24 protein-coding genes are annotated in these 21,779 nt (G+C 60.5%); 13 read left to right on the top strand and 11 right to left on the bottom strand.

What is annotated here, in order from left to right; translation table 11 throughout:
• Positions 1-29: 29 nt before the first annotated feature.
• A complete protein-coding gene (locus tag GGI60_RS01440; protein ID WP_183913204.1) occupies positions 30-2,552 on the top strand; it encodes a mechanosensitive ion channel family protein in 2,523 nt (840 codons plus the stop codon).
• 112 nt (positions 2,553-2,664) lie between these two features.
• Positions 2,665-2,931, top strand: coding sequence for a hypothetical protein (locus GGI60_RS01435; RefSeq protein ID WP_010033652.1), 267 nt, complete (start codon positions 2,665-2,667; stop codon positions 2,929-2,931).
• 18 nt (positions 2,932-2,949) lie between these two features.
• Here the strand turns inward: GGI60_RS01435 and arsK are convergent, their stop codons facing one another.
• The 6 genes from arsK to GGI60_RS01405 are packed head-to-tail and all read right to left on the bottom strand — an operon-like array spanning position 2,950 to position 6,882.
• Positions 2,950-4,185, bottom strand: coding sequence for an arsenite efflux MFS transporter ArsK (arsK, locus tag GGI60_RS01430; RefSeq protein WP_183913206.1), 1,236 nt, complete (start codon positions 4,183-4,185; stop codon positions 2,950-2,952).
• A complete protein-coding gene (arsH, locus tag GGI60_RS01425; RefSeq protein WP_183913208.1) occupies positions 4,182-4,907 on the bottom strand; it encodes an arsenical resistance protein ArsH in 726 nt (241 codons plus the stop codon). The genes arsK and arsH overlap by 4 nt, the downstream gene beginning before the upstream one ends.
• On the bottom strand, positions 4,882-5,304 hold the full coding sequence (arsC, locus tag GGI60_RS01420; protein WP_183913210.1) for an arsenate reductase (glutaredoxin): 423 nt from the start codon (positions 5,302-5,304) through the stop codon (positions 4,882-4,884). Before arsC ends, arsH begins: the two co-directional genes overlap by 26 nt.
• A complete protein-coding gene (locus GGI60_RS01415) occupies positions 5,301-5,999 on the bottom strand; it encodes an MIP/aquaporin family protein (RefSeq protein WP_183913212.1) in 699 nt (232 codons plus the stop codon). The genes arsC and GGI60_RS01415 overlap by 4 nt, the downstream gene beginning before the upstream one ends.
• Positions 5,999-6,529, bottom strand: coding sequence for an arsenate reductase ArsC (locus tag GGI60_RS01410; protein WP_183913214.1), 531 nt, complete (start codon positions 6,527-6,529; stop codon positions 5,999-6,001). Before GGI60_RS01410 ends, GGI60_RS01415 begins: the two co-directional genes overlap by 1 nt.
• Entirely contained in the window at positions 6,526-6,882 is a 357-nt protein-coding gene (locus GGI60_RS01405; protein ID WP_183913216.1) for a helix-turn-helix transcriptional regulator, read from the bottom strand. Before GGI60_RS01405 ends, GGI60_RS01410 begins: the two co-directional genes overlap by 4 nt.
• A 42-nt stretch (positions 6,883-6,924) precedes the next feature.
• Between GGI60_RS01405 and GGI60_RS01400 the strand changes: the two genes are divergently transcribed.
• Positions 6,925-7,449 carry a DUF6428 family protein gene (locus GGI60_RS01400; RefSeq protein ID WP_183913218.1) on the top strand — a complete coding sequence of 175 codons (525 nt, stop codon included), beginning with the start codon at positions 6,925-6,927 and terminating at the stop codon, positions 7,447-7,449.
• A 58-nt stretch (positions 7,450-7,507) separates the two neighbouring features.
• Here GGI60_RS01400 and GGI60_RS01395 read toward each other — a convergent pair whose 3' ends face one another.
• Positions 7,508-8,491 carry a squalene cyclase gene (locus tag GGI60_RS01395; protein ID WP_183913220.1) on the bottom strand — a complete coding sequence of 328 codons (984 nt, stop codon included), beginning with the start codon at positions 8,489-8,491 and terminating at the stop codon, positions 7,508-7,510.
• Between the two features lie 294 nt (positions 8,492-8,785).
• Here GGI60_RS01395 and GGI60_RS01390 point away from each other — a divergent pair, with 294 nt between their 5' ends.
• Both GGI60_RS01390 and GGI60_RS01385 read left to right on the top strand, forming a co-directional pair.
• Positions 8,786-9,616 carry a response regulator gene (locus tag GGI60_RS01390; RefSeq protein ID WP_183913222.1) on the top strand — a complete coding sequence of 277 codons (831 nt, stop codon included), beginning with the start codon at positions 8,786-8,788 and terminating at the stop codon, positions 9,614-9,616.
• 186 nt (positions 9,617-9,802) lie between these two features.
• Positions 9,803-11,134 (top strand): diguanylate cyclase, encoded by a 1,332-nt coding sequence (locus GGI60_RS01385; protein ID WP_183913224.1) that lies wholly within the window; start codon positions 9,803-9,805, stop codon positions 11,132-11,134.
• Between the two features lie 133 nt (positions 11,135-11,267).
• Here GGI60_RS01385 and GGI60_RS01380 read toward each other — a convergent pair whose 3' ends face one another.
• A complete protein-coding gene (locus GGI60_RS01380) occupies positions 11,268-12,287 on the bottom strand; it encodes a GlxA family transcriptional regulator (RefSeq protein WP_003579912.1) in 1,020 nt (339 codons plus the stop codon).
• 294 nt (positions 12,288-12,581) lie between these two features.
• A complete protein-coding gene (locus GGI60_RS01375; protein ID WP_183913226.1) occupies positions 12,582-12,782 on the bottom strand; it encodes a hypothetical protein in 201 nt (66 codons plus the stop codon).
• A 400-nt stretch (positions 12,783-13,182) separates the two neighbouring features.
• Between GGI60_RS01375 and GGI60_RS01370 the strand changes: the two genes are divergently transcribed.
• Positions 13,183-13,863 (top strand): redoxin domain-containing protein, encoded by a 681-nt coding sequence (locus GGI60_RS01370; protein WP_183913229.1) that lies wholly within the window; start codon positions 13,183-13,185, stop codon positions 13,861-13,863.
• A gap of 238 nt (positions 13,864-14,101) precedes the next feature.
• On the opposite strand, the gene GGI60_RS31815 is transcribed toward GGI60_RS01370, so the two are convergent.
• Together GGI60_RS31815 and GGI60_RS31810 are read right to left on the bottom strand one after the other, a co-directional pair.
• Positions 14,102-14,533 carry an HAD-IA family hydrolase gene (locus GGI60_RS31815; protein ID WP_246720282.1) on the bottom strand — a complete coding sequence of 144 codons (432 nt, stop codon included), beginning with the start codon at positions 14,531-14,533 and terminating at the stop codon, positions 14,102-14,104.
• Positions 14,534-14,587: 54 nt separating this feature from the next.
• Positions 14,588-14,779 (bottom strand): hypothetical protein, encoded by a 192-nt coding sequence (locus GGI60_RS31810; protein WP_246720281.1) that lies wholly within the window; start codon positions 14,777-14,779, stop codon positions 14,588-14,590.
• Positions 14,780-15,076: 297 nt separating this feature from the next.
• Here GGI60_RS31810 and GGI60_RS01360 point away from each other — a divergent pair, with 297 nt between their 5' ends.
• From GGI60_RS01360 to GGI60_RS01330, 7 genes are all read left to right on the top strand, one after another.
• Entirely contained in the window at positions 15,077-16,024 is a 948-nt protein-coding gene (locus tag GGI60_RS01360) for a LysR family transcriptional regulator (RefSeq protein WP_183913231.1), read from the top strand.
• 124 nt (positions 16,025-16,148) lie between these two features.
• Entirely contained in the window at positions 16,149-17,162 is a 1,014-nt protein-coding gene (locus GGI60_RS01355) for an amino acid ABC transporter substrate-binding protein (RefSeq protein ID WP_183913233.1), read from the top strand.
• 67 nt (positions 17,163-17,229) lie between these two features.
• Entirely contained in the window at positions 17,230-18,417 is a 1,188-nt protein-coding gene (locus tag GGI60_RS01350) for an amino acid ABC transporter permease (RefSeq protein WP_183913235.1), read from the top strand.
• A 3-nt stretch (positions 18,418-18,420) separates the two neighbouring features.
• Positions 18,421-19,554 (top strand): amino acid ABC transporter permease, encoded by a 1,134-nt coding sequence (locus tag GGI60_RS01345; RefSeq protein WP_183913237.1) that lies wholly within the window; start codon positions 18,421-18,423, stop codon positions 19,552-19,554.
• A gap of 113 nt (positions 19,555-19,667) precedes the next feature.
• Complete coding sequence (locus GGI60_RS01340) at positions 19,668-20,903, top strand: MalY/PatB family protein (protein ID WP_183913239.1); 1,236 nt, start codon at positions 19,668-19,670, stop codon at positions 20,901-20,903.
• A 301-nt stretch (positions 20,904-21,204) separates the two neighbouring features.
• Positions 21,205-21,438, top strand: coding sequence for a DUF2171 domain-containing protein (locus GGI60_RS01335; protein WP_010033775.1), 234 nt, complete (start codon positions 21,205-21,207; stop codon positions 21,436-21,438).
• Between the two features lie 138 nt (positions 21,439-21,576).
• Entirely contained in the window at positions 21,577-21,762 is a 186-nt protein-coding gene (locus GGI60_RS01330; protein WP_003564288.1) for a DUF3008 family protein, read from the top strand.
• Positions 21,763-21,779 lie beyond the last annotated feature (17 nt).

Genomic DNA, 21,779 nt, shown 5'->3' with positions numbered 1-21,779 from the left:
TCCTGACGACAACCCTCCCGGAGGCGCTTTTGCGGCTGAGAACGATCCTGCTTCGCACCATTCTTCTGATGACGCTGGCGCTCGCCGGTGCCCATTTCGAGAGTGCCGCAGCCTTGGCGCAGGAGCCGCAGACGCAGGCGACGGCAGAGACGCCGCTTGTCGATACGCCATCCGCTCAGGCGGCAAAGGAAATCGAAAAGGCGAAGGTCCAGCTTGGTTCGCTTCAGGACAGCGTCAAGCAGAACGCCGATAATGACGATGCGCTGGTCGGGATTGCTGCCAAAGCCGACGAACTCAGCCGCGCCGTCATCACGATCTCGGTCAATCTCAGGCCGCGTTTCGATCAGATCAAAAACCGCCTTGGCGAGATCGGCGATCCGCCGAAGGATGGACAGCCGCCCGAGGCTGAGATCGTCACCCAGGAGCGCAATGCGCTTGCGGCCGAGCGTGCGCAGATCAATGCGGTGACAGGCGACGCCGAAAATCTGTCGATCGCGGTGACGAAGCTTGTCAACGAGATTATCGAGATGCGACGGCGGCTTTTCGCCGATACGCTTCTCAGACGTACCGAAATCTCCGTCTCGGTGCTCGACGATGCCGCCGGCGCCTTTGTGCACGAGGTCAGCGAATTCTCGCAGGCCCTGTCGAGCTGGGCCGCCTTCGTCTGGAAGTTCAAGCGCTTCCCGCTGTTTGCGGCGATCTTCCTGTCGCTCGCCTCCGCGCTCATTCTGCTCTCCGGCAGCTACCGGCTGTTCGGCGCCTATCTGCGCCGCGATGAGGCGGTCGAGAACCCGTCCTATATCGGCCGGCTGTCGATTGCCTTCTGGTCGACGTTGATCCGCACGCTGGCGCTTGCGGTGCTGCTCGTCACCTCGTTCTTCTTCCTCAATAGTTTCAACGTGCTGCGGCCCGATATCGCGCCCGTCATCGGCGCGCTGTTCGGCACGATCGGACTCGTCTACTTCGTCGGCCGCTTCGTCAACGCTATCTTCGCGCCGTATGAACCGCATTGGCGGCTGGTGAAGCTTTCCAATCTCGGCGCCCGCTCGATCGGCTACTGCCTGCTGGCGATGGCTGTCGTCAACGGGCTCGACTATCTGTTCGGCACGGTCAGCGAGGCGATGGGTTCGCCGCTGGTGCTGACCGTGGTCCGCAGCCTGATCGCCGCGTTGATCATCGGCATCATCCTGATCGCCGCCTCCTTCGGCAAGCCAATGCTGGCAAGAAGCGGCGATCCGGATGCGCCGGGCCGGCATTGGCCGCGCGGCATGGCGATCATCCTGCGCGTCGTCGGCGCCGGCCTCATCGTCACGGCGCTCGCAGGCTATGTCGGGCTGGCGCGCTTCGTCGCGACGCAGCTCATCATCACCGGCGCAGTGGTCGCCACCATGTATGTCGGCCTGCTCTCCGGCAAGGCGATCTCGCGGCAGGAGAGCTTCGGCGACACCTTCTTCGCGCGCTTCCTGACGCGCCGCTTCAATCTCGGGCCGGTGGCGATCGACCAGTTCGGCCTGCTCGTCGGCCTTGCCATCTATGCGGTGGCGCTCGTCGTCGGCGTGCCGCTAATCCTGCTGCTCTGGGGCTTCCATGTGCAGGACCTGCAGCTGATCGCCTACCGGCTGTTCACCGAGGTCAAGCTCGGCGGCATCAGCATCTCGCTGCTCGGCATCTGCACCGGCATCCTGCTGTTTGCCGGCGTCTATCTGCTGTCGCGCTGGCTGCAGCGCTGGCTCGACAGCAATGTGATGGCGCGCAGCCATGTCGATCTCGGCGTGCGCAATTCGGTCAAGACGGGCATCGGCTATCTCGGCGTCGGCCTGGCGGCGATCATCGGCGTTTCATCGGCCGGCATCGATCTGTCGAGCCTGGCGCTCGTTGCCTCGGCGCTTTCGGTCGGTATCGGTTTCGGCCTGCAGAACATCGTCTCGAACTTCGTCTCCGGCCTAATCCTTCTGGTCGAGCGGCCGTTCAAGGTCGGCGACCATGTCGTCTCGGGCACGGCCGAAGGCATCGTCAAGCGCATCTCGGTGCGCGCCACTGAGATCGAGACCTTCCGCAAACAGTCGATCATCGTGCCGAATTCGGAGCTGATCAACGGCCTTGTCGGCAACTGGACGCACCGTAACAAGATCGGCCGCTCGGAAATTCCGGTTTCGGTCAGCTACGACGCGGATCCGCAGAAGGTGATGGATATTCTGCTGGAGCTGACGGCGAAGATCCCGCTCGTCATGCGCAATCCCGAGCCGCATGTCGAATTCCTGCGCTTCGGTCCCTACTCGCTGGATTTCGAGCTGCGCTTCTTCCTGGCCGACATGGGCGACGGCATGACGGTGCGCAACAATCTGAGGATGGAAATTCTCCGGCGCTTCAAGGCTGAAGGCATCGAGATCCCGCTGCCGCAAAGCGATCTCACCATTCATCGCGATGCCGCGCCCAGCCTTCCGGCCGCACGCAAGGAGCCGGCGGAGAGCCAGGAAACTGCGAAGGACAAGCCGATGGAGGAGGGGGATCGGCCGGTGCGGCAGCTGCGCGGGCGGGCGGCGGAGAGCTGAACGGGTCATTCAGCCATCATTCACAGGTCTATGTGCATGATCCCTTGCATTGGGATCGCTGCCGAGGGCAGCACCGATCGTTCGAGGGGAGGGCGCACCCGCGCCGCCGCACATGATGGCAAGATTTGCCGCCGTTCTGCTTATCCCGCTGCTTGCCGCGCCGGCGGTCCATGCGGCATCCGTCACCAATACCGATCCTGCCGCCGTGGTGCTCGTCATCACCGAGGGCGGCCAGCGCGTCGAGGTCGTGGTCGATGCCGGGGCTTCGGAAAATCTCTGCCCTTCCGGCTGCTTCATGACGACGCCCGACGGCGATCGCATCGGCCTCGACGGCGGCGAGACGATCGACATCATCAAGGGCTCGGCCGTCGTTAAATAAGGCAGCGGCGGCGTGGGGCTATGGCTCTCCGCGCGCCTGAGCCGTGTGCGCCGGCACGGACATCCGCATCAGCGGTCGGATGGCGAGGAATGCCGCCACGGCCGCGGCGCCGAGCGCGGCGGTAATGGACAGCGACCAGGATACGCCGATATTGCCTATCAGGAAGGCCAGCGCGAACGGCGCCGTCGAGGAGACGGCGAGGCGAGCCGACATCACTTTTCCCTGCCGCTGGCCATAGCCCTCGCTTCCGAAGAGTGCCAAGGGTAGCGTTCCCTGCACAATGCTGCTGAGGCCGGAGCCGAGGCCGAAGATCACGGCGAAGACCACTGCGCCGGGAACCGATGGCGCGGTGAGGAGGAGAATGACGAGAGCCGCCGGCAGGAGCACGGCGGAGATGACGGCGAGCATGAGCTGCGGCAGGCTGCCGCCGAAGACCATGTTGATGAAGCGGCTCAGCACCTGCGACGGACCGAAGAGCGTGCCGACCATCACGGCCATGGCGCCGAGGCCGAGCGCCGACATGACGGGTACCATATGGACCAGAAGTGCCGCGTTGACGAAGCTTTCCAGCGCGAAGCCGGTGACCATCAGGATGAAGGCCGGCCTGCGCGCGGCGGCGGGAAGGCTGGGTTCGATGAGCCTCGTCGCGCTGCTCTTCCCGCCGATGCTGCCATGGCCCGCACTGCGCGCCAGCCAGGCATGGATGGGAAGGCAGACGAGCAGATTGATCGCGGCGAAGATGAGATAGACGCTCTGCCAGGAGAAGTGGGCATGCAGCGCGGTGGTGATCGGCCAGAAAATGGTCGAGGCGAAACCGCCGATCAGCGTGAGATAGGTGATGCTGCGCTGGGCCACCTGCGGCCTTATCTGAACCAGCAGGGCGAAAGCCGCGCCATATTGCACCAGGTTCGACGCTGTCTCGACAGCGATCAGGGCGACGACGAAAGCGGCCTTGCCGGGAGCAAAGGCGCAGCCAGCAAGTGCGATCGCCGCAATGGCCGAGCCCATGGTCATCACCCGGCCGGCGCCGAAGCGGTCGATCCACCTGCCCATTGCGGGCGCCGCCAGGCCGCCGACCAGCAGTGCCGCCGACAGCGCGCCGAAGATCCATTCCGCCGACCAATCGAGCCCGCGCGCCATATCGGGCGCGAGGATGCTGAAGCTGTAATAGAGGGTGCCGTAGCCGATGACCTGCGTCAGGCCGAGCGCGAGGATGGCGGCAACGGGCGGCCGTTCGGAAGCGACGGGCGTCATATGGATTTGAGGCCCACGCCTCGTTCAAGCTTTTCGGCTTCTTCCCTGCGTTCGCTGTAGCGGTCGGTAAGGTAGGCCGAGACGTCGCGCGTCAGCCATGTGAATTTCACCAGTTCCTCGCAGACGTCCACCACGCGGTCGTAAAAGGATGAGGGCTTCATGCGCCCGTCGCTGTTGAACTCCTGGAAAGCCTTGGCCACCGACGACTGGTTGGGAATGGTGATCATCCGCATCCACCGGCCGAGGATGCGCATCTGATTCACGGCATTGAACGACTGCGACCCGCCGGATACCTGCATGACGGCGAGCGTCTTGCCTTGCGTCGGCCGCACCGAACCTACCGATAGCGGTATCCAGTCGATCTGCGCCTTCATGATCCCGCTCATTGCGCCGTGCCGCTCGGGGCTGACCCAGACCTGTCCTTCCGACCAGGCGGAGAGCTCGCGCAATTCCTGCACCTTTGGATGGGCGACCGGCGCTGCGTCGGGAAGAGGAAGGCCTTCAGGATCGAAGATGCGCACTTCGCAGCCGAAATGCTTCAGCAGGTGTGATGTCTCATGCGCGAGCAGACGGCTGTAGGACACGGCCCTGAGCGAGCCGTAAAGGATGAGGATGCGCGGCTTGTGCGTTGAGAAGGGCGGCCGCAAGGCCGCCGGATCCGGCTGGCGAAGATGGGCCGGCGAAGTGGCTGGAAGGTCAGACAATGCGCTTGCCTTCGGCATCGAGCACCTTCTCGCCGTCTTCCTTGGTGAAGGCGCCCTTGTGCGTCTCCGGCAGGATTTCCAGGACCAGCTCGGAGGGCCGCGACAGCCGTGTGCCGAGCGGGGTGACGACGAAGGGCCGGTTGATCAGGATCGGCTGGGCGAGCATGGCGTCAAGCAGATGATCGTCGCTCACATCGGGATTGCCGAGGCCGAGTTCGGTGTAGGGCGTATCCTTCTCGCGCAAGGCCTGGCGCACGGTCAGACCGGCATCGGCGATCATCTTGACCAGCTCTGCGCGCGACGGCGGCGTGTTGACGTATTCGATGATGTCGGGCTCGATACCGGCATTGCGGATCATCGCCAGCGTGTTGCGCGAGGTGCCGCAAGCGGGGTTGTGATAGATGGTGACCTTCATAATTTTGCCTCGGAGGATAGGATTGACGATGTCTCGGCTGGCTGCAGCAGCCAGTTGAAGAGGAGGAGGGCTGCGACCGCACCAGCGATTTCGGTAAGCCAGAACCCCGGAAGGTCGATCGGTCGTATGCCGGAGAAAGTGTCGGTCAGGGAGCGGGCGAAGGCCACCGCCGGATTGGCAAACGAGGTCGAGGCGGTGAACCAGTAGGCAGCGGTGATGTAAAGCCCGACCAGCCATGGCACTGCCTTCTGCTCGAAGCGGATGCCGGCGAGAATGACCGCGACGAGGCCGAAGGTCGCAATCCCCTCGGAAAACCATTGCGCGCCACCGGTGCGGACCTTGCTCGACAATTCCAGGAGCGGCAGGTTGAACATCAGATGGGCGCAGATCGTGCCAGCCACGCCGCCGGCAAACTGCACCAGCACGTAGAAGCCAAGGTCGCGTTTTTGCAGCGAGCCCGACATGGCGAAGATCAACGAGACGGCCGGGTTGAAATGGGCGCCGGAAATCGGCCCCAGCACGGTGATCAGCACCGCCAGGATCGCGCCGGTCGCGAGCGTATTGCCGAGCAGAGCGAGGCCGACATCCGCAGTCAGCGATGTCGCCATGATGCCGGAGCCAACCACGGTTGCGACCAGCATGGCGGTGCCGAGCGCCTCCGCGACCAGTCGCCGCGATAGATCGTATGAGGCCATCAGCCGGCACCTGTCGGTTGCGCCGTGGTGCCTTCCATCGCGCCGATCTGGCGTAGGTGCTGCTCCAGCGCCAGCTTGTCGATCGAGGCCAAGGGCAAGCTGAGGAAGGCCATGATCCTGTTTTTCAGGAAACGGGCGGCCTGTGCAAAGGCGCGGCCCTTCTCGACCTCGCTGCCCTCGACGGCGGCCGGATCCTCGACGCCCCAGTGAGCGGTCATCGGATGGCCGATCCAGACAGGGCAAGCTTCGCCGTGGGCGGTGTCGCACACGGTGAAGATGAAATCCATCTCCGGTGCGCCGGGTTTGGCGAATTCGTCCCAGCTCTTCGAGCGGAATCCGGTTGCGGGATAACCCAGCGCCTGCAGTTCCTTCAGCGCCAATGGATTGACTTCGCCCCTCGGCTGGCTGCCGCCGGAATAGGCCTTGAACCGGCCCTTGCCCTCGGTCTCGAGGATCGACTCTGCCAGGATAGAGCGTGAAGAATTGGCAGTGCAGAGAAAGAGCACATTGTAGACGCGGTCTGTGGTCATTGCAGTTCCTCCTTGGTTGCAGGTGCACAGCATGCGGCGACGGCGGCGGCGGGCGCGCAGATTTCGGCGTTCCCTCCGCAGCAATCCTCCATCAGAAAACGGATCAGCCCGCCAAGCGCCTCGTAATTGGCGGTGTAGATGATCGAGCGCGATTCACGCTGCTGGGTGATCAGCCCGGATCGTTCCAGCTCCTTTAGGTGGAAGGAGACGTTGGACGGCGAAACCTCGGCCTTTTCGGCGATAGAGCCCGCCGCCATTCCGTCAGGACCCGAGACGACAAGCATGCGAATGATATGGAGACGCGTTTCCTGCGAAAGCGCGCCGAATGCGGCGAGGGCTTGACGTTGATCCATATTTCAATAATCCTTGAATAGTTGAAACGAGGATTAGCGCAGATGAATGCCATCGACAACAATAAAATTCAGGCGGAGGAGATAAGCCTCGGCCTGCTGCTTGATGCGCTCTTCGGTGAAAAGGACGCGCCGCTGGTTTTCCATTACGACGGCCAGCCGGTGAAGCCGGGCTATCATATCACCGAGGTCAAGGCGGGCCAATTCTCGGCGCTTGATTGCGGTGCTAATCCCGAGGCCTGGACTGAGATCTTCATCCAGCTCTGGGACATCGACGACGGGGATCGCACGCATATGCCGGCCGGAAAATTCCGTGCGATCGTCCGTAAGGTGTCGGAGCATGTGCAGCTCGACGGTTCGGCCAAGCTTACCTTCGAAGTGAGCGACGGCGTGCGGCCGATGCAGCTTTATTGCGCGGCAATGCCGATCTTGCGTGGCGGGGCCGTGCATGTCGATCTTTCGCCGCGGCCGGCAAGCTGCAAACCGCGCGACCGCTGGCTCGCTGAGGAGACCAGAAAGGCCGCAGCCTGCTGCGGTCCGTCGGCGGCGGGGAGCGGCTGCTGTGCGTAGAGACCTGCGGGAATCGGGCAACAGCGGAGCGGTCTGCATGTCCTGCGCTCGATTGGCATCAGGCATTGACTGAGGCGTAGGCATCCCACCATCTGAGCACCCGCATCGCCCGGAGCGTGATCCAGCGCGAGGGCTGACCTTCTCCCTCGTCGATCTCGAACCAGACACGCCCCGGCAGGGTCCAGTCGAGCGGCCATCTCCCGTTCTGAAGGCGGCGGCAGCGAAGACGGTCGATCGCCGCGCCGAGGCGTGGATCGGGAGTGGAGCCGGTGAGGAGGGCGCTTGAGCGGAAATAGTCGAGGGCGCGAGCGATGTCGTAGCGCCAACGGTTCGGGTGCAGGAAGTACAGGAAGCGTTCGTCAGCCGGCTCGCCGGTGCCGAGACGGCGGAAGAGGTTGCGTTTCAGCAGAAATTCCTCGCCCGTTCTACGTGCCTCCCGGGATTGCGGCGTACCGCCGGTCGCTCGCTCGAACTCCAGCAGACCTTCCAGCACGTTGATGGTGCTGGCAAAGGACGATCGAATGGAGCCGTTGCACCGTTCACAATTCCATCCGCCATCCTCGAGGCGCTCGCCGGTCAGCCTCTCGACAATGGAAGAGATGTCGACACCGAAATAGGCGCCGTCGGCGACGGTACGGCCATTGATGCACTCCTCGACTTCGCCGTTCCAATAGGACTGGCCGCCCTCTTCCCAATAGGCATTGGCGCCAATCAATTCGACGGTGCGCCTCACCCGCTCACAGGTAGGATCGAGACCGAATTCCCGCAGTTGCGAAAGAGAAAAGGTCGTGGCCGTCCAAGGCTGACCGTACTCGCGCCACTCGCAAGGGTCAAAACCGGCAGGCAGGAAGGCGCCACCTGCCCATTGCCCGTCCTCGTCCTGGCAGGCAAGCAGCCTTGCGCCCCAACCTTTGGTCTCCACTTTCGCCCGCTCGGCCATCCATTCCCGCTGCGGGGCGTCAAGCAGGTCACGCATGACCTGCCATCGGATCGATGGGTCGGAGTCGAGAAGCCATTCGATCACCGGGTCGGATTGGGTCATGGGAAACCTCTCGGCGGGTCGGTCGACTACCCGTTTATAATCGCTTCCCCCGCGCGCTGCCAGCCGAGTGCCTGCGCGGGCTTCGAGGAGAATGTGATCGTCGTCGGCGAAAGCGTTCAATGCCTAGAACGCGGCGCTTCGCGCCTGATTTCTTAATCATATCTGCAAGAAAATCAGCAGCGGCGTCATCGAGTCGTATCTTCGTTTTCGCATCCACAGTGCTGATTAATAATTAGTCAAATCAATTGATGTATCCGTTGGAATTGGGGACGGATTTTACATTAAAGGTTTACGATGGCGTTTTTAGGTATTTCGGGAATGCAATATTCCGGAGAGATGTTTGCCGGCGCGCGAATTATTGTCGCCGAAGATTCAAACGTGTTCACTTCGATGATCAGCAAACGCCTCAAGGAGTTGTTCGACATTGACGTCGAGATCTGCCGCAACTTCGAGGATCTGCAGCTTGCCTACGACAGATCTTCCGATCCGATCACGCTGGCGATTTCGAACATCAATCTGCCCGGCGCCGAAAACGGCGAAGCGCTCGAATATCTGGTCGATCTTTCCATTCCCACCATCGTCTTCACCGGGACCTTCCACGACGGCATGCGCGACAAGCTGATGGCCAAGGACATCGTCGACTATATCCTCAAGGATAATATCTTCGCGGTCGATCTGCTGGCGGAATCAATCTGCCGGTTCCTGACCAATCATCGCCACCATGTGCTGATCGTCGACGACAGCGCGACGGCGCGCGCGTTGTTGTCGAGCCGGCTGAAACGCTATAATTTCCGCGTCAGCGTTGCCGAAAGCGGCGGCAAGGCATTGGAGATCCTGAAGGCCAATCGCGATATCGGCCTGATGATCACCGACTATAACATGCCCGATATTGACGGCTTCGAACTGACACGGCGCATCCGCGCCAATATCGGCTCGCACGAGCTGCGCATCATCGGCGTTTCCTCCTCATCGAACCGGCTGCTTTCGGCGCGGTTCCTGAAGGCCGGCGGCAATGATTTCATGCTGCGCCCCTTCATTGACGAGGAGTTCTACTGCCGCGTCAACCAGAATCTCGATACGCTTTTGCAAATCCAGTCGATGCGCAAGGAGCGGGCGGTTGCCTGACGGCTCTCATAGCTTGAGTATTGTCAGTGAGGCGGAGATGCCGGTCGGGGACCGGCATCGAGTTTTTGCAATTATAAGTAACAACATCATTTGTCCCCTTCACGCGCACAGGCCTCTCGGTTATCGTCTGCCCCGCCGGGGGGAGGGCCGAGTCGAGCCCGTGCGGCGCAGGGGGGAATAGCGGCTGTGGCCTTTCAAGCGGATTTTCAGCGGGATGGAATCGGGCTTCGCTCCGGCGGGCTCAAAATACTTCTGGTTGAAGATTCCCGGATGTTTTCCGCCGTGCTCTGTCACCGGTTCCAGACGGAACTTGGGCTTGCCGTCAAATCCTGCTCGTCGCTGAAAGCGCTTCGCCGGGAACTTGCTGAAGATGGTCATGGCTACACTATGGCCGTCGTCGACCTCAACCTGCCGGATTCGCCTTACGGCGAGGCGCTCGACTGCACGATCGAGCACGATATCCCGGCGATCGTCTTTACCGCCACGTTCGATCTCAACACGCGCAACAGGATCATGGAGCGCAATGTCATCGATTACGTGCTGAAGGACAATGAGTTCGCGCTCGACAATCTGGTCGCTACCGTCCGCCGGGCGATCTCCAACCGCAAGACACGGGTGCTCGTCGTCGACGACGTCGTCTCGGCACGCCAGGTGCTCGTCGACCTCTTGAAGGCGCAGCAATATCTCGTCGTCGAGGCAAGCTCGGGACTGGAGGCGCTGGCCGCGCTCGAAGCCTACAGCGATATCGAGCTCGTCGTTACCGATCACCATATGCCCGATATGAGCGGTTACGAGTTGACGCGGCGCATTCGCCATCGCTTCGGCTCGGACCGGCTGCGCGTGATCGGCGTGTCTTCGTCCAACGACCGCATGCTGTCAGCCAGTTTCCTGAAGGCGGGCGCCAGCGACTTCCTCTACCGGCCCTTTGTCGCCGAGGAGCTGCAATGCCGCATCGCCAACAATGCCGAGACGCTGGCGCAAATGCGGCAGCTGAGGGCGGCGGCGGCATGCGACTACCTGACCGGCCTCTACAATCGCCGTTACTTCTATGACAACGGCCCGAAGCTGGTGAACGAATGCCTGCGGCTGAAAGTGCCGAGCTCCGTCGCCATCCTCGATATCGATCATTTCAAGCGTCTGAACGATACCTACGGTCACGAAATTGGCGACAAGGTGCTGAAGGCGGTCGCAAACCGGCTGTTTACGATTTTCGAGGGCAGCGACAATCTTCTCTCGCGGCTTGGCGGCGAGGAATTCGCCATCCTTTTCCCGCAGATGGATTCGGCTGCCGCGACCAAGCTTTGCGACGAGATCCGCTCGGATATATCGCGGTTGAAGGTCACCGCCGACGATGAGGAACTCGGCGTCACGATTTCGATCGGTATCGCCGAGATCGGCGGCTACGAAACCTTCGAGAATTACCTCAACGCCGCCGACCAGTTCCTCTACATGGCCAAACACCGGGGCCGCAACCAGGTCTATTCCGACGCCAGGATGACGGGGGAGGCAGCACAGTAGGGTGACCTGTCGCCACCGGTCGTCATCCTCGGCCTTGTGCCGAGGATCTGCTGCCCTATCAACCCATGGCTAGATGCTCGGCACAAGGGCGAGCATGAAGAAGGAATGGTCAGATTCTTGTATTGCGGCCACCTCAGGCGGCGACCGCCTGCCTTGCCGTCGCCATCGTCATCTTGCGCTCGGCGCGCTCCTGCTGCGGCGAGCGATGGTAGAGTTCGCGATAACACTTCGAGAAATGCGAGGCCGAGACGAAGCCGCAGGCGACGGCGACTTCGACGACGGGCATCGAGGATTGCACCAGCAGGTGGCGGGCGCGATCGAGGCGGATTTCGAGATAGTAACGGGCAGGCGAGCGGCCCATCTCCTGGCGGAACAGCCGTTCGATCTGGCGGCGGGAGAGGCCGGCGCCGTCGGCGATCTCGATCAGCGACAGCGGCTCGGCCAGATTGCCTTCCATCAGCTCGATTATCGACAGCACCTTGGCATTCTGCACGCCGAGGCGGGCGCGCAACGGCAGGCGCTGACGGTCGTGCGGATTGCGCACACGATCGGTCAGGTGTTGCTCGCAGATCCGGTTGACGAGGCTCTCGCCGAAATCCTCGCCGACGAGGTTCAGCATCATGTCGAGCGAGGCAGTGCCGCCGGCGCAGGTATAGAGATTGCCGTCGATCTCGTAGAGATCGGCATAGACCTCCGCCTGCGGGAAGGCTTCGGAGAAGCCCGGCAGGTTTTCCCAGTGGATGGCGCAGCGCTTGCCGTTCAAGAGCCCGGCCTGTGCCAGTACATGCGCGCCCGTACAGAGGCTGCCGACGGCAACGCCGCGATTGTAGCATTCGCGCAGCCAGGCATTCACCGATTTGTTGTTGAACTGCTCGACATCGATGCCGGAACAGACGAGCACCATGCCCGGCCGGTTTTCGCCGCCGAGATGGCGGCGTTCCTCGGCGAGCGAGGAATTCGCCTCGACGCCGATGCCGCAGGAGGAATAGACCTTTTCCCCGTCGAGGGAGGCGAGCCGCCAGGTATAGGCCTGATAGCCGAGCATGCGATTGGCGATGCGCAAGGTGTCCACGGCGGCCGAGAAGGGCAGCATGGTGAATTGCGGTACCATAAAGAAGACCAGTGAACGCTTCTTGATCTGCATCCTGTTCATAGCGAAATCCATGCTCGAGGAACGATGACATATTCGTTACGCGGAATGCGTCGCGCCGATGTCCTGAAAGCGACACTGGCATGGAAAAATGCGGCCGGGAAGAGCAAATATGCGACATTGACCGCGATTTGACCGGTCAAGTCCCAGGCGAGGGCGCTGGCACGGTGGAAGAGCGCTCACAGCCAACCGAAATTCAGGGGCTGAAGTCCAATGGGAAACGAGATGGCGGACACGAAAAAGGCGGCGTTGCAAGATGCAGACGCCGCCCTCATCTCAGGAGGAATGTCGCATTCATTACATGGTCCGGTGTTTGCTGTCGTCAGTGCTCGGCCAGCCGATATCCTTGCGGACGTCGAACGGCATGGCTTCGATTTCGCGGGCAGTCTGCCAGCGCGTCCAGGCGAGCAGGAGCTTGCGGGCATAGTGGACCAGATCGAAGCGGCCTTCGCTGGAGGTGAGGGTCTTGCCACCACCCCGATAGGTGAGCGTGGTCATTTTTCGGTTCCTTTCTTGAGCCGGGACATGGTGGCGATGGGAGGTTCGTCCATGTCCATGCTGCTAATATGGCCTTCGCGGACCCATCATTCAAACGAATAGAGTTTATGGATAACATCAACGATTTTGAATGATCCCGGTGCCCACTCCGGGGGCACCTTTGTCGCTAAAAGGATGATCCATGGTGAGCGGACAGCAGCAAGACCGCTGGGAAGGACAGGGTGGCCACGGATTGATGGGCCGATGCTGGCAAGAGGCCGGGGGCGGCTTCGACACCGGTCGGAGCTGCGAATGGCATCCCGAACCGCCCTCGTCACTCAACATCGAGCGTTTGGCCTTCTTGCGACAAGTGATACAGTTGAATTTCGGTCGTTCAGCTGGAGAAAGAGGAATTATTCCCATGGCAGACCAGAAGCGCCCGCTGCAGCCTGGAGAATCCGCGCCGGCGTTTGCGCTGGCCACGGCCAATTTCGACGGAACGGTCTCGCTCGCCGACTTGAGGGGTCACCCGTTCTTGATCGGCTTCTTTCGCGGGCTGCACTGCCCGTTCTGCCGGCGTCAGGTAGAACAGCTCGCCGGCGTGCAGCCAACCCTGCGCGCCGCCGGGCTGGAGACCGTGGCCGTTATCAACACGCCGGTGGAACGCGCCCGCCTGTATTTCCGCCACCGGCCGACGCCGGTAACGCTTCTGTGTGACCCCGACTGCCGCACCCATCGCGCCTACGGCGTGCCGCATGCAGAGTTCTTGCCCGATGCGAGCAGCGAACAGCCCGAATGGCCATATGGCGCAACGATGGCGCAATTCCAAGCGGCACGCATCAACCCAACGGGCGAGCTGCCAGAACCGGTACAGCCGATGGAAGCCAACACCATCCTCAACTCCAAGGACCGCTTCGAGCTTGATGAAGTCGATAACGCAATATTCGAGAAGCACGCTACTCAGCTTGTCGGGCACTTCCTGGTCGATGCGAACGGCACCATCGGCTGGGCACAAATCGAAGCGCTCGACGGGCCGAACAGCCTCTGCATCTTCCCGACCGCGGCGGAGATCATCACTGCCGCCGGCAGCCTTGGACGCTGACCTGCAGCGAACCGTCCGCCAGCTGCTGCACGATGTCGAATGAGGGCGATGACCCATATGGGCCGCCTGGGTACGGCTCTCCGTCCAAAAGACAACTGCTTCGGCGCGCGGGGGCACTTCCTTGGCCTGCATATCCTTGATGCCAGCTCTCGGACTCATCGACACTTCGAACCTCCAGCAGGCGGGCAGCGTACCTCCTGGACGATGCGACCAGAAAATACCCAGCGGCAAGCGGCGCTCAATGTGGTCGTGCAAACCGTTCAATCGCCGCTGCCAAGTCGTCGTAGTTTTCGACAATAATATCCGCGCCGGATCGCAATAGGCTTTCACCATGATCTGCCGAGCAATGGTTGCCAGCGGTAAAGCCGATGACACGCATGCCAGCCGCTTTGCCTGCAATGACGCCATTGACGCTGTCTTCGATAACGACGCACTCGTGCGGGAGCGCGTTCATTGCCGTGGCTGCATGGAGAAAGAGGTCCGGCGCAGGCTTCCCATTTGCGACCAGATCAGCTGAGAAAATTTGCGGGTCGAATAGATCGATCAATCCAACATGCTGCAATTCCCAACGCAACCTGGTGGAGGGGGTGCTGGAGGCTACGCACCGCAGTGTTGCGACTTTCTTTATCGCTTGCCGGGCGAACGGTATTTCCGCCAAATCGGCTTCCAATCTCAATGTCGATATGTGGTCGATTTGAGCATAAAAATCGTGTGGAAGAGGAGCTCAGGTTTTCGCCCCCACGCAATTTTGAAGTTTCGCTTCCCACATACCGGGAGAGAGCCGCATGAATGACTGCATGTAGGCTTTGCGCTCAAAACTCGCACCGATGGATGCCAGAAATTCAAGTTCGGCAGCGAGATAAATCTCCTCGCTATTCACAAGGACGCCATCGCAGTCGTAAATAGTCAGTTTCATCAGGCACCTTGGCAGTCTCTCAAAACGGGGTCCGGCTTGGCATCTCCTTAGCGCGGTGGAAAGCCCCGCTTCCGGCCTAGATCGCAAACGGTTGGTTGGCCTTGTTGATGGTCGTTCATCAGGGACGGAAGCTCCTCCGCCGATAGGAAGGACTGCCCCACCAGTGAGCCCGCAATATGCCGGACCTCACGAAAGAGCCGCGAAACGAAGATCCGTGCCGTTGCTTGCCTTACCTTCATGCAGAAAGTCGTCTACGAACATCGGTCTGGGCCGACGCACCAACTTCAGAGGGGCTCCATGCAATTCGACGATTTGGACCTGAATTTGCTCCGAGTTTTCGACATCATGATGCGTGAACGAAGCGTCACGCGCACGGCGGAGCGTCTGGGCAGAACGCAGTCTGCTATCAGTCATTCACTGGGAAGGCTGAGGATGCTCTTCCGCGACGACTTGTTCACGCGAGATGGCTCAGTCATGTGTCCCACACCGCGCGCCGTGGAGCTTCTCTCGGAGATTTCAGGCGCGCTGAGCACGATACGTTCCTCGATCGACAGGCACCAAATGTTTGATCCGGCATCGACGCGTCGCAACTTCCGTGTGGGACTCACCGATTACCATGCGATGGTCTTTGTCCCGGGATTGTTGCGGGAATTTGCCCGGCAGGCCCCGCACGCAACGCTCAACATCATACCGGCGAACGGCATCGAAATACTCAACGCCATCCACCTCAGGCAGGTAGATTGCGCCCTGACCGGTGCTTCGATCCGAGACGATCCACGTGTAGCGAGAATAGAACTGGGCCAGGACCGCCTGCTCTGCGCAGTTTGGAGCGGCAGCGCCATCGCCATGCATGGCTTGACCCTGGATGCCTATCTTGCCGCGTCCCATTTGCAGATTTCCGCCGACGGCGTCTCGTCCGGGCTGGCAGATATTGCGCTCAAGGCGGCGGGATTGAAGCGGAATATCGTCGCCACGATATCGAACTATCTCATACTGCCCTGGGTCCTCAGGGGAACGGAATTCATTACCCACTGCGGGGACGGAATTCTCCATATCCTCGACGATGCGAGCGAGGTGAAGGTAGTGGCGCCGCCGCTCAAGATCGAAAACGTAAGCACGTCATTGCTGCTTCAGCATCACATGGCAACAGATCCCGGCATGATTTGGCTCACGCAAGTCATCTCGCAAATCTACGACGGGTCACAAAAGACAAAAGTCGAAATCATGAAGGCCCAGGTGCTCTGAGCGGCACGGGATGACCATCATGTCCAGACAATGAACCTTATTCATGTTCGTGATGACGAATATGAATTTGACTGATGAATGGCTTTCGGCGACGCTCCCTGTAATCAACAAAAGGGGACCTGCCATGAAAACCATCATAAAAGCATTTCTCGGCCTTTCCACCGTGCTGTGCGCCACGGCCGCGCAGGCGACGACTCTCGAAAAAGTGCAGAAAAACGGGGTGCTGACCTGCGGCACGAATGCGGCGACTGCGGGATTCAGCCTTCCCGACAACGACGGCAAATGGACCGGCTTTGTGGTCGACTATTGCCGGGCCGTCGCGGCGGCCGTGCTCGGGGATGCCCAGAAGGTAAAGTTCATTCCGCTCACGCCGAAAGACCGGTTCACGGCCCTGCAGTCTGGCGAGATCGACATCCTGGCGCACAACGCAACCTGGACATCGTCGCGTGACTCGACCCTCGGCATCCTGTTCGCCGGCACCTATTTCTATGATGGCCAAGGATTTATGGTCCGCAAATCCGATAACATCGCTGCGATCAAGGACCTCAACGGCGCCTCCATCTGCGTGACGCAGGGCACGACGACGGAATTGAACATCGCCGACTATTTCCGAGGGCAGAATATCACCTATACGAGCGTCGGCTTCGCGGACGAAGAATCCGTCGTCAAGGCCTTCGAGGAAGGGCGGTGCGACGCCATGTCGGCGGACAGCTCGACCTTGAACGCGTCCCGCATGCGCATGGCCAAGCCCGATGACAGTGTCGTGCTGCCCGACCTGATTTCGAAGGAGCCTCTTGGCCCGGTCGTACGCCAGGGCGACGACCAGTGGTTCAATATCGCTAAGTGGACTCTCTACATCCTGGTCGCTGCAGAGGAATTCGGCGTCACGTCGCAAAATGTCGACGAAATGAAATCCTCCGCCAATCCGAATATTGGCCGCCTTCTCGGTGTCGAGGGAAGTATCGGAAAGGATTTCGGCCTCAAGGACACTTGGACGGCGGATGTCATCAAGCAGGTTGGCAATTACGGAGAAATATTCGACCGTTCGATCGGCAAGGATTCGCCGCTGAAGATCAGCCGCGGCGCGAACGACCTCTGGAACAAGGGCGGGCTGCAATACGCCCCTCCCATCCGCTAGTTGGAATTTTGACAGGCTGGCGCGGATCGCCGCGCCAGTTCCTTCAAGACAGCTCGGTGGATGACAAATGTCCGATCTTTCACTCCCTTCCCAACTGCGCCGGAACCTGTCCGTTGACGATCCAAGGGTCAGAGGTGTTGTCTACCAGGCGTTGCTCGCGGGCAGCCTTTTGGCGCTGACCGCCGCCATCGGAATCCAGACGGTGTCCAATATGAGCGCGCGCGGCATTCCGCTGTCGCTCGACTTCTGGAATGAAACAGCCGGGTTCGCCATCAACCAAACCCTCATCCCATACGACTCGCTATCGACATATGGACGCGCGTTCTGGGTGGGGGTCGTGAACACTCTCGTCGCCGGCGGTCTCGGCATTCTGTTCGCCACGATATTGGGTTTCGTCCTCGGCGTGGCGCGACTCTCCGACAATTGGATCGTCGCTCAGGTCTCGGCATCATATGTCGAGATTATCCGCAACGTTCCGCTCCTGCTGCAACTTCTCTTCTGGTACAACGCGGTTCTGAAGCCGCTACCGGCTCCAAAGGCGTCCATCGCGATCCCGGGCGGCATCTACCTCAACAACCGCGGACTGATCTTTCCCGAAATCCAGCTTCATCCGGGTGCCGGTGTGGTCGGCCTCGCAATCCTGGTCGCCGTGGTCTTGTCGGCTGCATCCTACATGTATGCACAGGGCGTTCAAAAGCGAACCGGCAGGCAGCTTCCGATCTTGGCCTCGTGCGCCGGGCTCATGATCGGCTTGCCGCTACTTGCTGTTATTACGATCGGAAACCCGGTGTCGTTCCCGGAGCCCAAACTGGTCGGCTTCAACTTCAGGGGCGGACATCAGCTGTATCCGGAGTTCGCAGCGCTCCTTATTGGCCTATCTGTCTACACGGCATCCTATATCGCCGAAATCGTCCGGGGAGGGATCCTGGCCATACCCAGGGGACAGACCGAAGCCGCATATGCACTCGCCCTGCCACCCGGCAAGACTCTCCGCCTCGTCATTATTCCGCAGGCTCTGCGTATCATCGTTCCTCCCTTGACGAGCCAGTATCTCAATCTGATCAAGAACTCCTCGCTCGCTGTATTCATCGGATATCCGGACCTGGTGCAGGTCTTTGCGGGCACGGTGCTGAACCAGACGGGCGCTGCGATCCAGGTGATGGCCATCACGCTCTCGGTCTATCTCGCGATCTCCCTGCTCACGTCGATGGCAATGAACCTCTTCAACCAGCGGCTTGCGATCGTAGAGAGGTGACCCATGGACAAGCACGCGCTGACATATGATGACAGTTCCATCCTGCCATCGATGAAACCACCGGTCGATGCCCGTCTTGCCATGGGTGGTTGGCTGAGGAAGAACCTGTTCTCCAGCCCATTCTCGGGAACGCTCACGATCGCCTCTTCAGTGATCGCGATGTGGCTGCTTCACGATTTTCTCAGCTTCGCGATATTCAAGGCGGCCTGGATGGGTGGCAAGGAAGCATGCCTTGCAAATCCGGACGGTGCCTGCTGGCCCTTCATCGCCGAGAAATTCGATTACCTGCGCTACGGCGCATATCCTGTAGAGCAACGTTGGCGCGTCGATCTGACGGAAGCCGTCGGCGCCATTCTGATTGGCTGGCTCCTCTGGAACCTAGCTCCCCGTCGCGACGTGGCCGCGCTCCTGTTCTTCATTGCCTATCCCATTCTGGCCCTTGTGCTGCTGCGCGGCATGGCGATGCTGGGCCTGCCGGTGATCGACACCACTTTATGGGGCGGCCTCCTGATCACCCTTCTGATGTCGGTCGTCGGAATCGTCTTTTCGCTACCACTCGGCGTTTTACTGGCGCTTGGCCGAATGTCGAAGCTGCCAATCGTGCGGGCGGTTTGCGTCATCTATATCGAAGTCGTGCGCGGGGTGCCGTTCATCACCGTGCTATTCATGGCGAATTTCATGATGCCGCTTTTCGTGCCGGACTATTTGACGCCGGACAGACTGCTTCGTCCCCTTATCGCCATTGCGCTGTTTTCATCCGCCTACATGGCAGAAGTGGTCCGCGCGGGCCTTCAAGCCATTCCGAAGGGCCAGCATGAAGCCGCGAAATCGCTTGGCATCGGCTACTTCAATGCGATGCGGCTCATCATCCTCCCCCAAGGGCTCAAGGTGGTCATCCCGAGCATCGTCTCCACCTTCATCGGATTGTTCAAGGATACGACATTGGTGGCAGTCGTCGGGATCGCCGATTTTCTAAGGGCGGTCGAGGCTGCTCGGGTCGATCCGAGCTGGGCCGGTCCAACGATCTCGACGACGGGCTACCTTTTTGCGGCACTCGTCTACTGGATTTTCTGTTTTGGCATGTCGCGCTACTCGCAGTTCATGGAGCGTCAATTGGCCCGCGGCCACAAACACTAGGAATTCGGAGCGGTTCGCCCGAGCGGGCGGGCGGCTCCTTGCACATTGTCAGTAGCACGCGGCCAGCAGATTCCCGCGCTGACACCACAAGAAGAATACGAGGAAACACAACGATGGCCAGCAAGGCTTCACCCAAGGCAGCGTCTCGTCACGGTGCTGCCAAAGTATATGATTTTGATCGGATCTATGATCGCAGGCAATTCGGATCCGTGAAATGGGCAAACCAATGGGACGAATTCTCGCCACGGGTAGAAGGCGAGAACCTGCTTTCGCTTTGGACTGCGGACATGGACTTTCGCGCACCAGAAACCGTGATCGAACGGCTTCGCGAAGCTGTCAATCACGGAATCTACGGCTATACGCGTCGGGATCCGCGTCACTATGAGATCGTGCGAGCCTGGTTCGAGCGAAGGCACGGTTGGGCTCCGGCGTTGGAGAGCCTGCTGCCGGCACCCGCCATCATGCCCGCTGTCGCCGTGATCCTGCGGACCTTCACCAAGCCCGGCGACGGCGTAATCGTCCAGACGCCCGTCTATTCGCCATATTTCGAAGTGGTGCGCGGCAACCAGAGAACCTTGCTGACCAACCGATTGCTTCTCCGGGACAACCGATACGAGCCAGACCTCGACGATTTCGAAAGGCTCGCTGCGAACGGCGCCAAGGTCTTCCTTCTGTGCAACCCGCACAACCCCGCCGGCAAAGCCTGGACGCGTGAGGAGCTCGAAGCACTGAACGACATCTGCGCACGCTATGGCCTGCTCGTCATATCGGACGACATCCATTGCGACATTAGACTATCGACCCTGCCTCATGTCGTGTTTTCCTCGATTTCGGAAGATGCGGCGGACCGGTCTTTCATTTGTACTGCGCCTACCAAGACCTTCAATCTGGCTGGCGTGCCGTCGGCGACCCTATCCGTGGCCAACAAGGCGCGCCGGGAGGCATTGCTTTTCGCCATGCAAACGTCGTTCATGGTGAACGCCAATTATTTCGGCAGGCTTGCTCTTGAGACCGCTTACAGCACTGGAGATCAATGGGTCGATCAAGCGACAAGCTATATCGGCGAGAATGTCCGGCTCGTCCGGGAGTTTGCCCTCGCGCATCTCCCGGGGATCACGCCGATGTTGCCCGAAACATCATTTCTCGTGTGGCTCGATGCACGTGAGCTCGACCGGAAGGTGGACGGGATCCAGAGGTTCTTCGTCGAAAACGCCGGCGTGAATCTTTATGACGGCCGCGTATATGGGCCAGGTGGCGAGGGCTTCATTCGCCTCAATGTCGGGTGTCCGAAAAGTATCCTCCAGAGCGGCCTGCAACGGATGTCCGACGCGTTATCGTCGCGGAAGTGAAGCGGGTGAATGTGCCCGTGGCCTCCCGGGCAGGCTTTCCATATGCGGCCAGATCAGCTGAGAAAACATGCGGTGATCGCAGACTCACGCAGATCGCGGAAACCCATCAGGGCAGTCCTCGGCATGTCAGCTATCTGCGACCTCTTAATGAGCGGCAGCCGCTGCATCGGGCAGCCCTTGCGCCGAGACCCGAAGGCACTCACGCTGCCGCTGTTTCCGACGCGGGACAAGAAGCTTTGGAACCAAGTCTGCGCCGCATCGTTGCCGTCTGGTAACTGACAATGATGCAAAGGAGGAAACAATGATTTCCGCAGATCAGATCCGTGAACATATGGAAGTGCGGGCTGCCGATGGTACCCATGTCGGCACGGTCGATCATCTCGACGGTCCTACGCGCATCAAGTTGACGAAGACCGACTCTGAAGACGGCAAGCATCACCTGATTCCGCTCGACTGGGTCGATCATGTCGACGCTCACGTTCACCTGTCGAAGAACGCCAGGGACGTCCGCAGCCAGTGGGCCACCATCAATTAAGGGCAATCGGCTGCGGCTTCGGCCGCAGCCTGCTCGCCGCAAGGGACTTCATATGACCCAAGGAAGTGAAGGAGGGCGACGAGGTGAGCTGGGGTACCAGCTTGGGGACGGTTGATCCAAAGCTGAAGGAGATTCAATATGCCAGCCAAGTCCAAGGCCCAACAGAAGGCGGCAGGCGCCGCACTCTCGGCCAAGCGCGGCGAGACGCCCAAGAAAGAACTGAAGGGCGCTTCGAAACAGATGGTCGAGTCCATGAGCGAAAAGCAGCTGGAGGAGTTCGCCTCGACCAAGAGAAAGGGAAAGCCCGAGCACGCCTCCAAATAGGAAAGCCATCCGGGATC

The sequence above is a fragment of the Rhizobium lentis genome, from assembly GCF_014200175.1.
Taxonomy (GTDB): Bacteria; Pseudomonadota; Alphaproteobacteria; order Rhizobiales; family Rhizobiaceae; genus Rhizobium; species Rhizobium mulingense.
The sequence above is the reverse complement of the archived record's forward strand: the minus strand, read 5'-3'. Positions and strand labels throughout refer to the sequence as shown.

Bases quoted from the DNA above. Each gene is read 5' to 3' on its own strand.
- GGI60_RS01390 (WP_183913222.1), top strand. From the start codon at position 8,786: ATGGCGTTTTTAGGTATTTCGGGAATGCAATATTCCGGAGAGATGTTT.
- GGI60_RS01360 (WP_183913231.1), top strand. From the start codon at position 15,077: ATGCAATTCGACGATTTGGACCTGAATTTGCTCCGAGTTTTCGACATC.
- arsC (WP_183913210.1), bottom strand. From the start codon at position 5,304: ATGAAGGTCACCATCTATCACAACCCCGCTTGCGGCACCTCGCGCAAC.
- GGI60_RS01405 (WP_183913216.1), bottom strand. From the start codon at position 6,882: ATGGATCAACGTCAAGCCCTCGCCGCATTCGGCGCGCTTTCGCAGGAA.
- GGI60_RS01355 (WP_183913233.1), top strand. From the start codon at position 16,149: ATGAAAACCATCATAAAAGCATTTCTCGGCCTTTCCACCGTGCTGTGC.
- GGI60_RS31810 (WP_246720281.1), bottom strand. From the start codon at position 14,779: ATGAAACTGACTATTTACGACTGCGATGGCGTCCTTGTGAATAGCGAG.
- GGI60_RS01400 (WP_183913218.1), top strand. From the start codon at position 6,925: ATGAATGCCATCGACAACAATAAAATTCAGGCGGAGGAGATAAGCCTC.
- GGI60_RS01410 (WP_183913214.1), bottom strand. From the start codon at position 6,529: ATGACCACAGACCGCGTCTACAATGTGCTCTTTCTCTGCACTGCCAAT.
- GGI60_RS01380 (WP_003579912.1), bottom strand. From the start codon at position 12,287: ATGAACAGGATGCAGATCAAGAAGCGTTCACTGGTCTTCTTTATGGTA.
- GGI60_RS01435 (WP_010033652.1), top strand. From the start codon at position 2,665: ATGATGGCAAGATTTGCCGCCGTTCTGCTTATCCCGCTGCTTGCCGCG.
- arsK (WP_183913206.1), bottom strand. From the start codon at position 4,185: ATGACGCCCGTCGCTTCCGAACGGCCGCCCGTTGCCGCCATCCTCGCG.
- GGI60_RS01350 (WP_183913235.1), top strand. From the start codon at position 17,230: ATGTCCGATCTTTCACTCCCTTCCCAACTGCGCCGGAACCTGTCCGTT.
- GGI60_RS01340 (WP_183913239.1), top strand. From the start codon at position 19,668: ATGGCCAGCAAGGCTTCACCCAAGGCAGCGTCTCGTCACGGTGCTGCC.
- GGI60_RS01370 (WP_183913229.1), top strand. From the start codon at position 13,183: ATGGCAGACCAGAAGCGCCCGCTGCAGCCTGGAGAATCCGCGCCGGCG.
- GGI60_RS01335 (WP_010033775.1), top strand. From the start codon at position 21,205: ATGATTTCCGCAGATCAGATCCGTGAACATATGGAAGTGCGGGCTGCC.
- GGI60_RS01395 (WP_183913220.1), bottom strand. From the start codon at position 8,491: ATGACCCAATCCGACCCGGTGATCGAATGGCTTCTCGACTCCGACCCA.
- GGI60_RS01330 (WP_003564288.1), top strand. From the start codon at position 21,577: ATGCCAGCCAAGTCCAAGGCCCAACAGAAGGCGGCAGGCGCCGCACTC.
- GGI60_RS01375 (WP_183913226.1), bottom strand. From the start codon at position 12,782: ATGACCACGCTCACCTATCGGGGTGGTGGCAAGACCCTCACCTCCAGC.
- GGI60_RS01415 (WP_183913212.1), bottom strand. From the start codon at position 5,999: ATGGCCTCATACGATCTATCGCGGCGACTGGTCGCGGAGGCGCTCGGC.
- arsH (WP_183913208.1), bottom strand. From the start codon at position 4,907: ATGCCGAAGGCAAGCGCATTGTCTGACCTTCCAGCCACTTCGCCGGCC.
- GGI60_RS01345 (WP_183913237.1), top strand. From the start codon at position 18,421: ATGGACAAGCACGCGCTGACATATGATGACAGTTCCATCCTGCCATCG.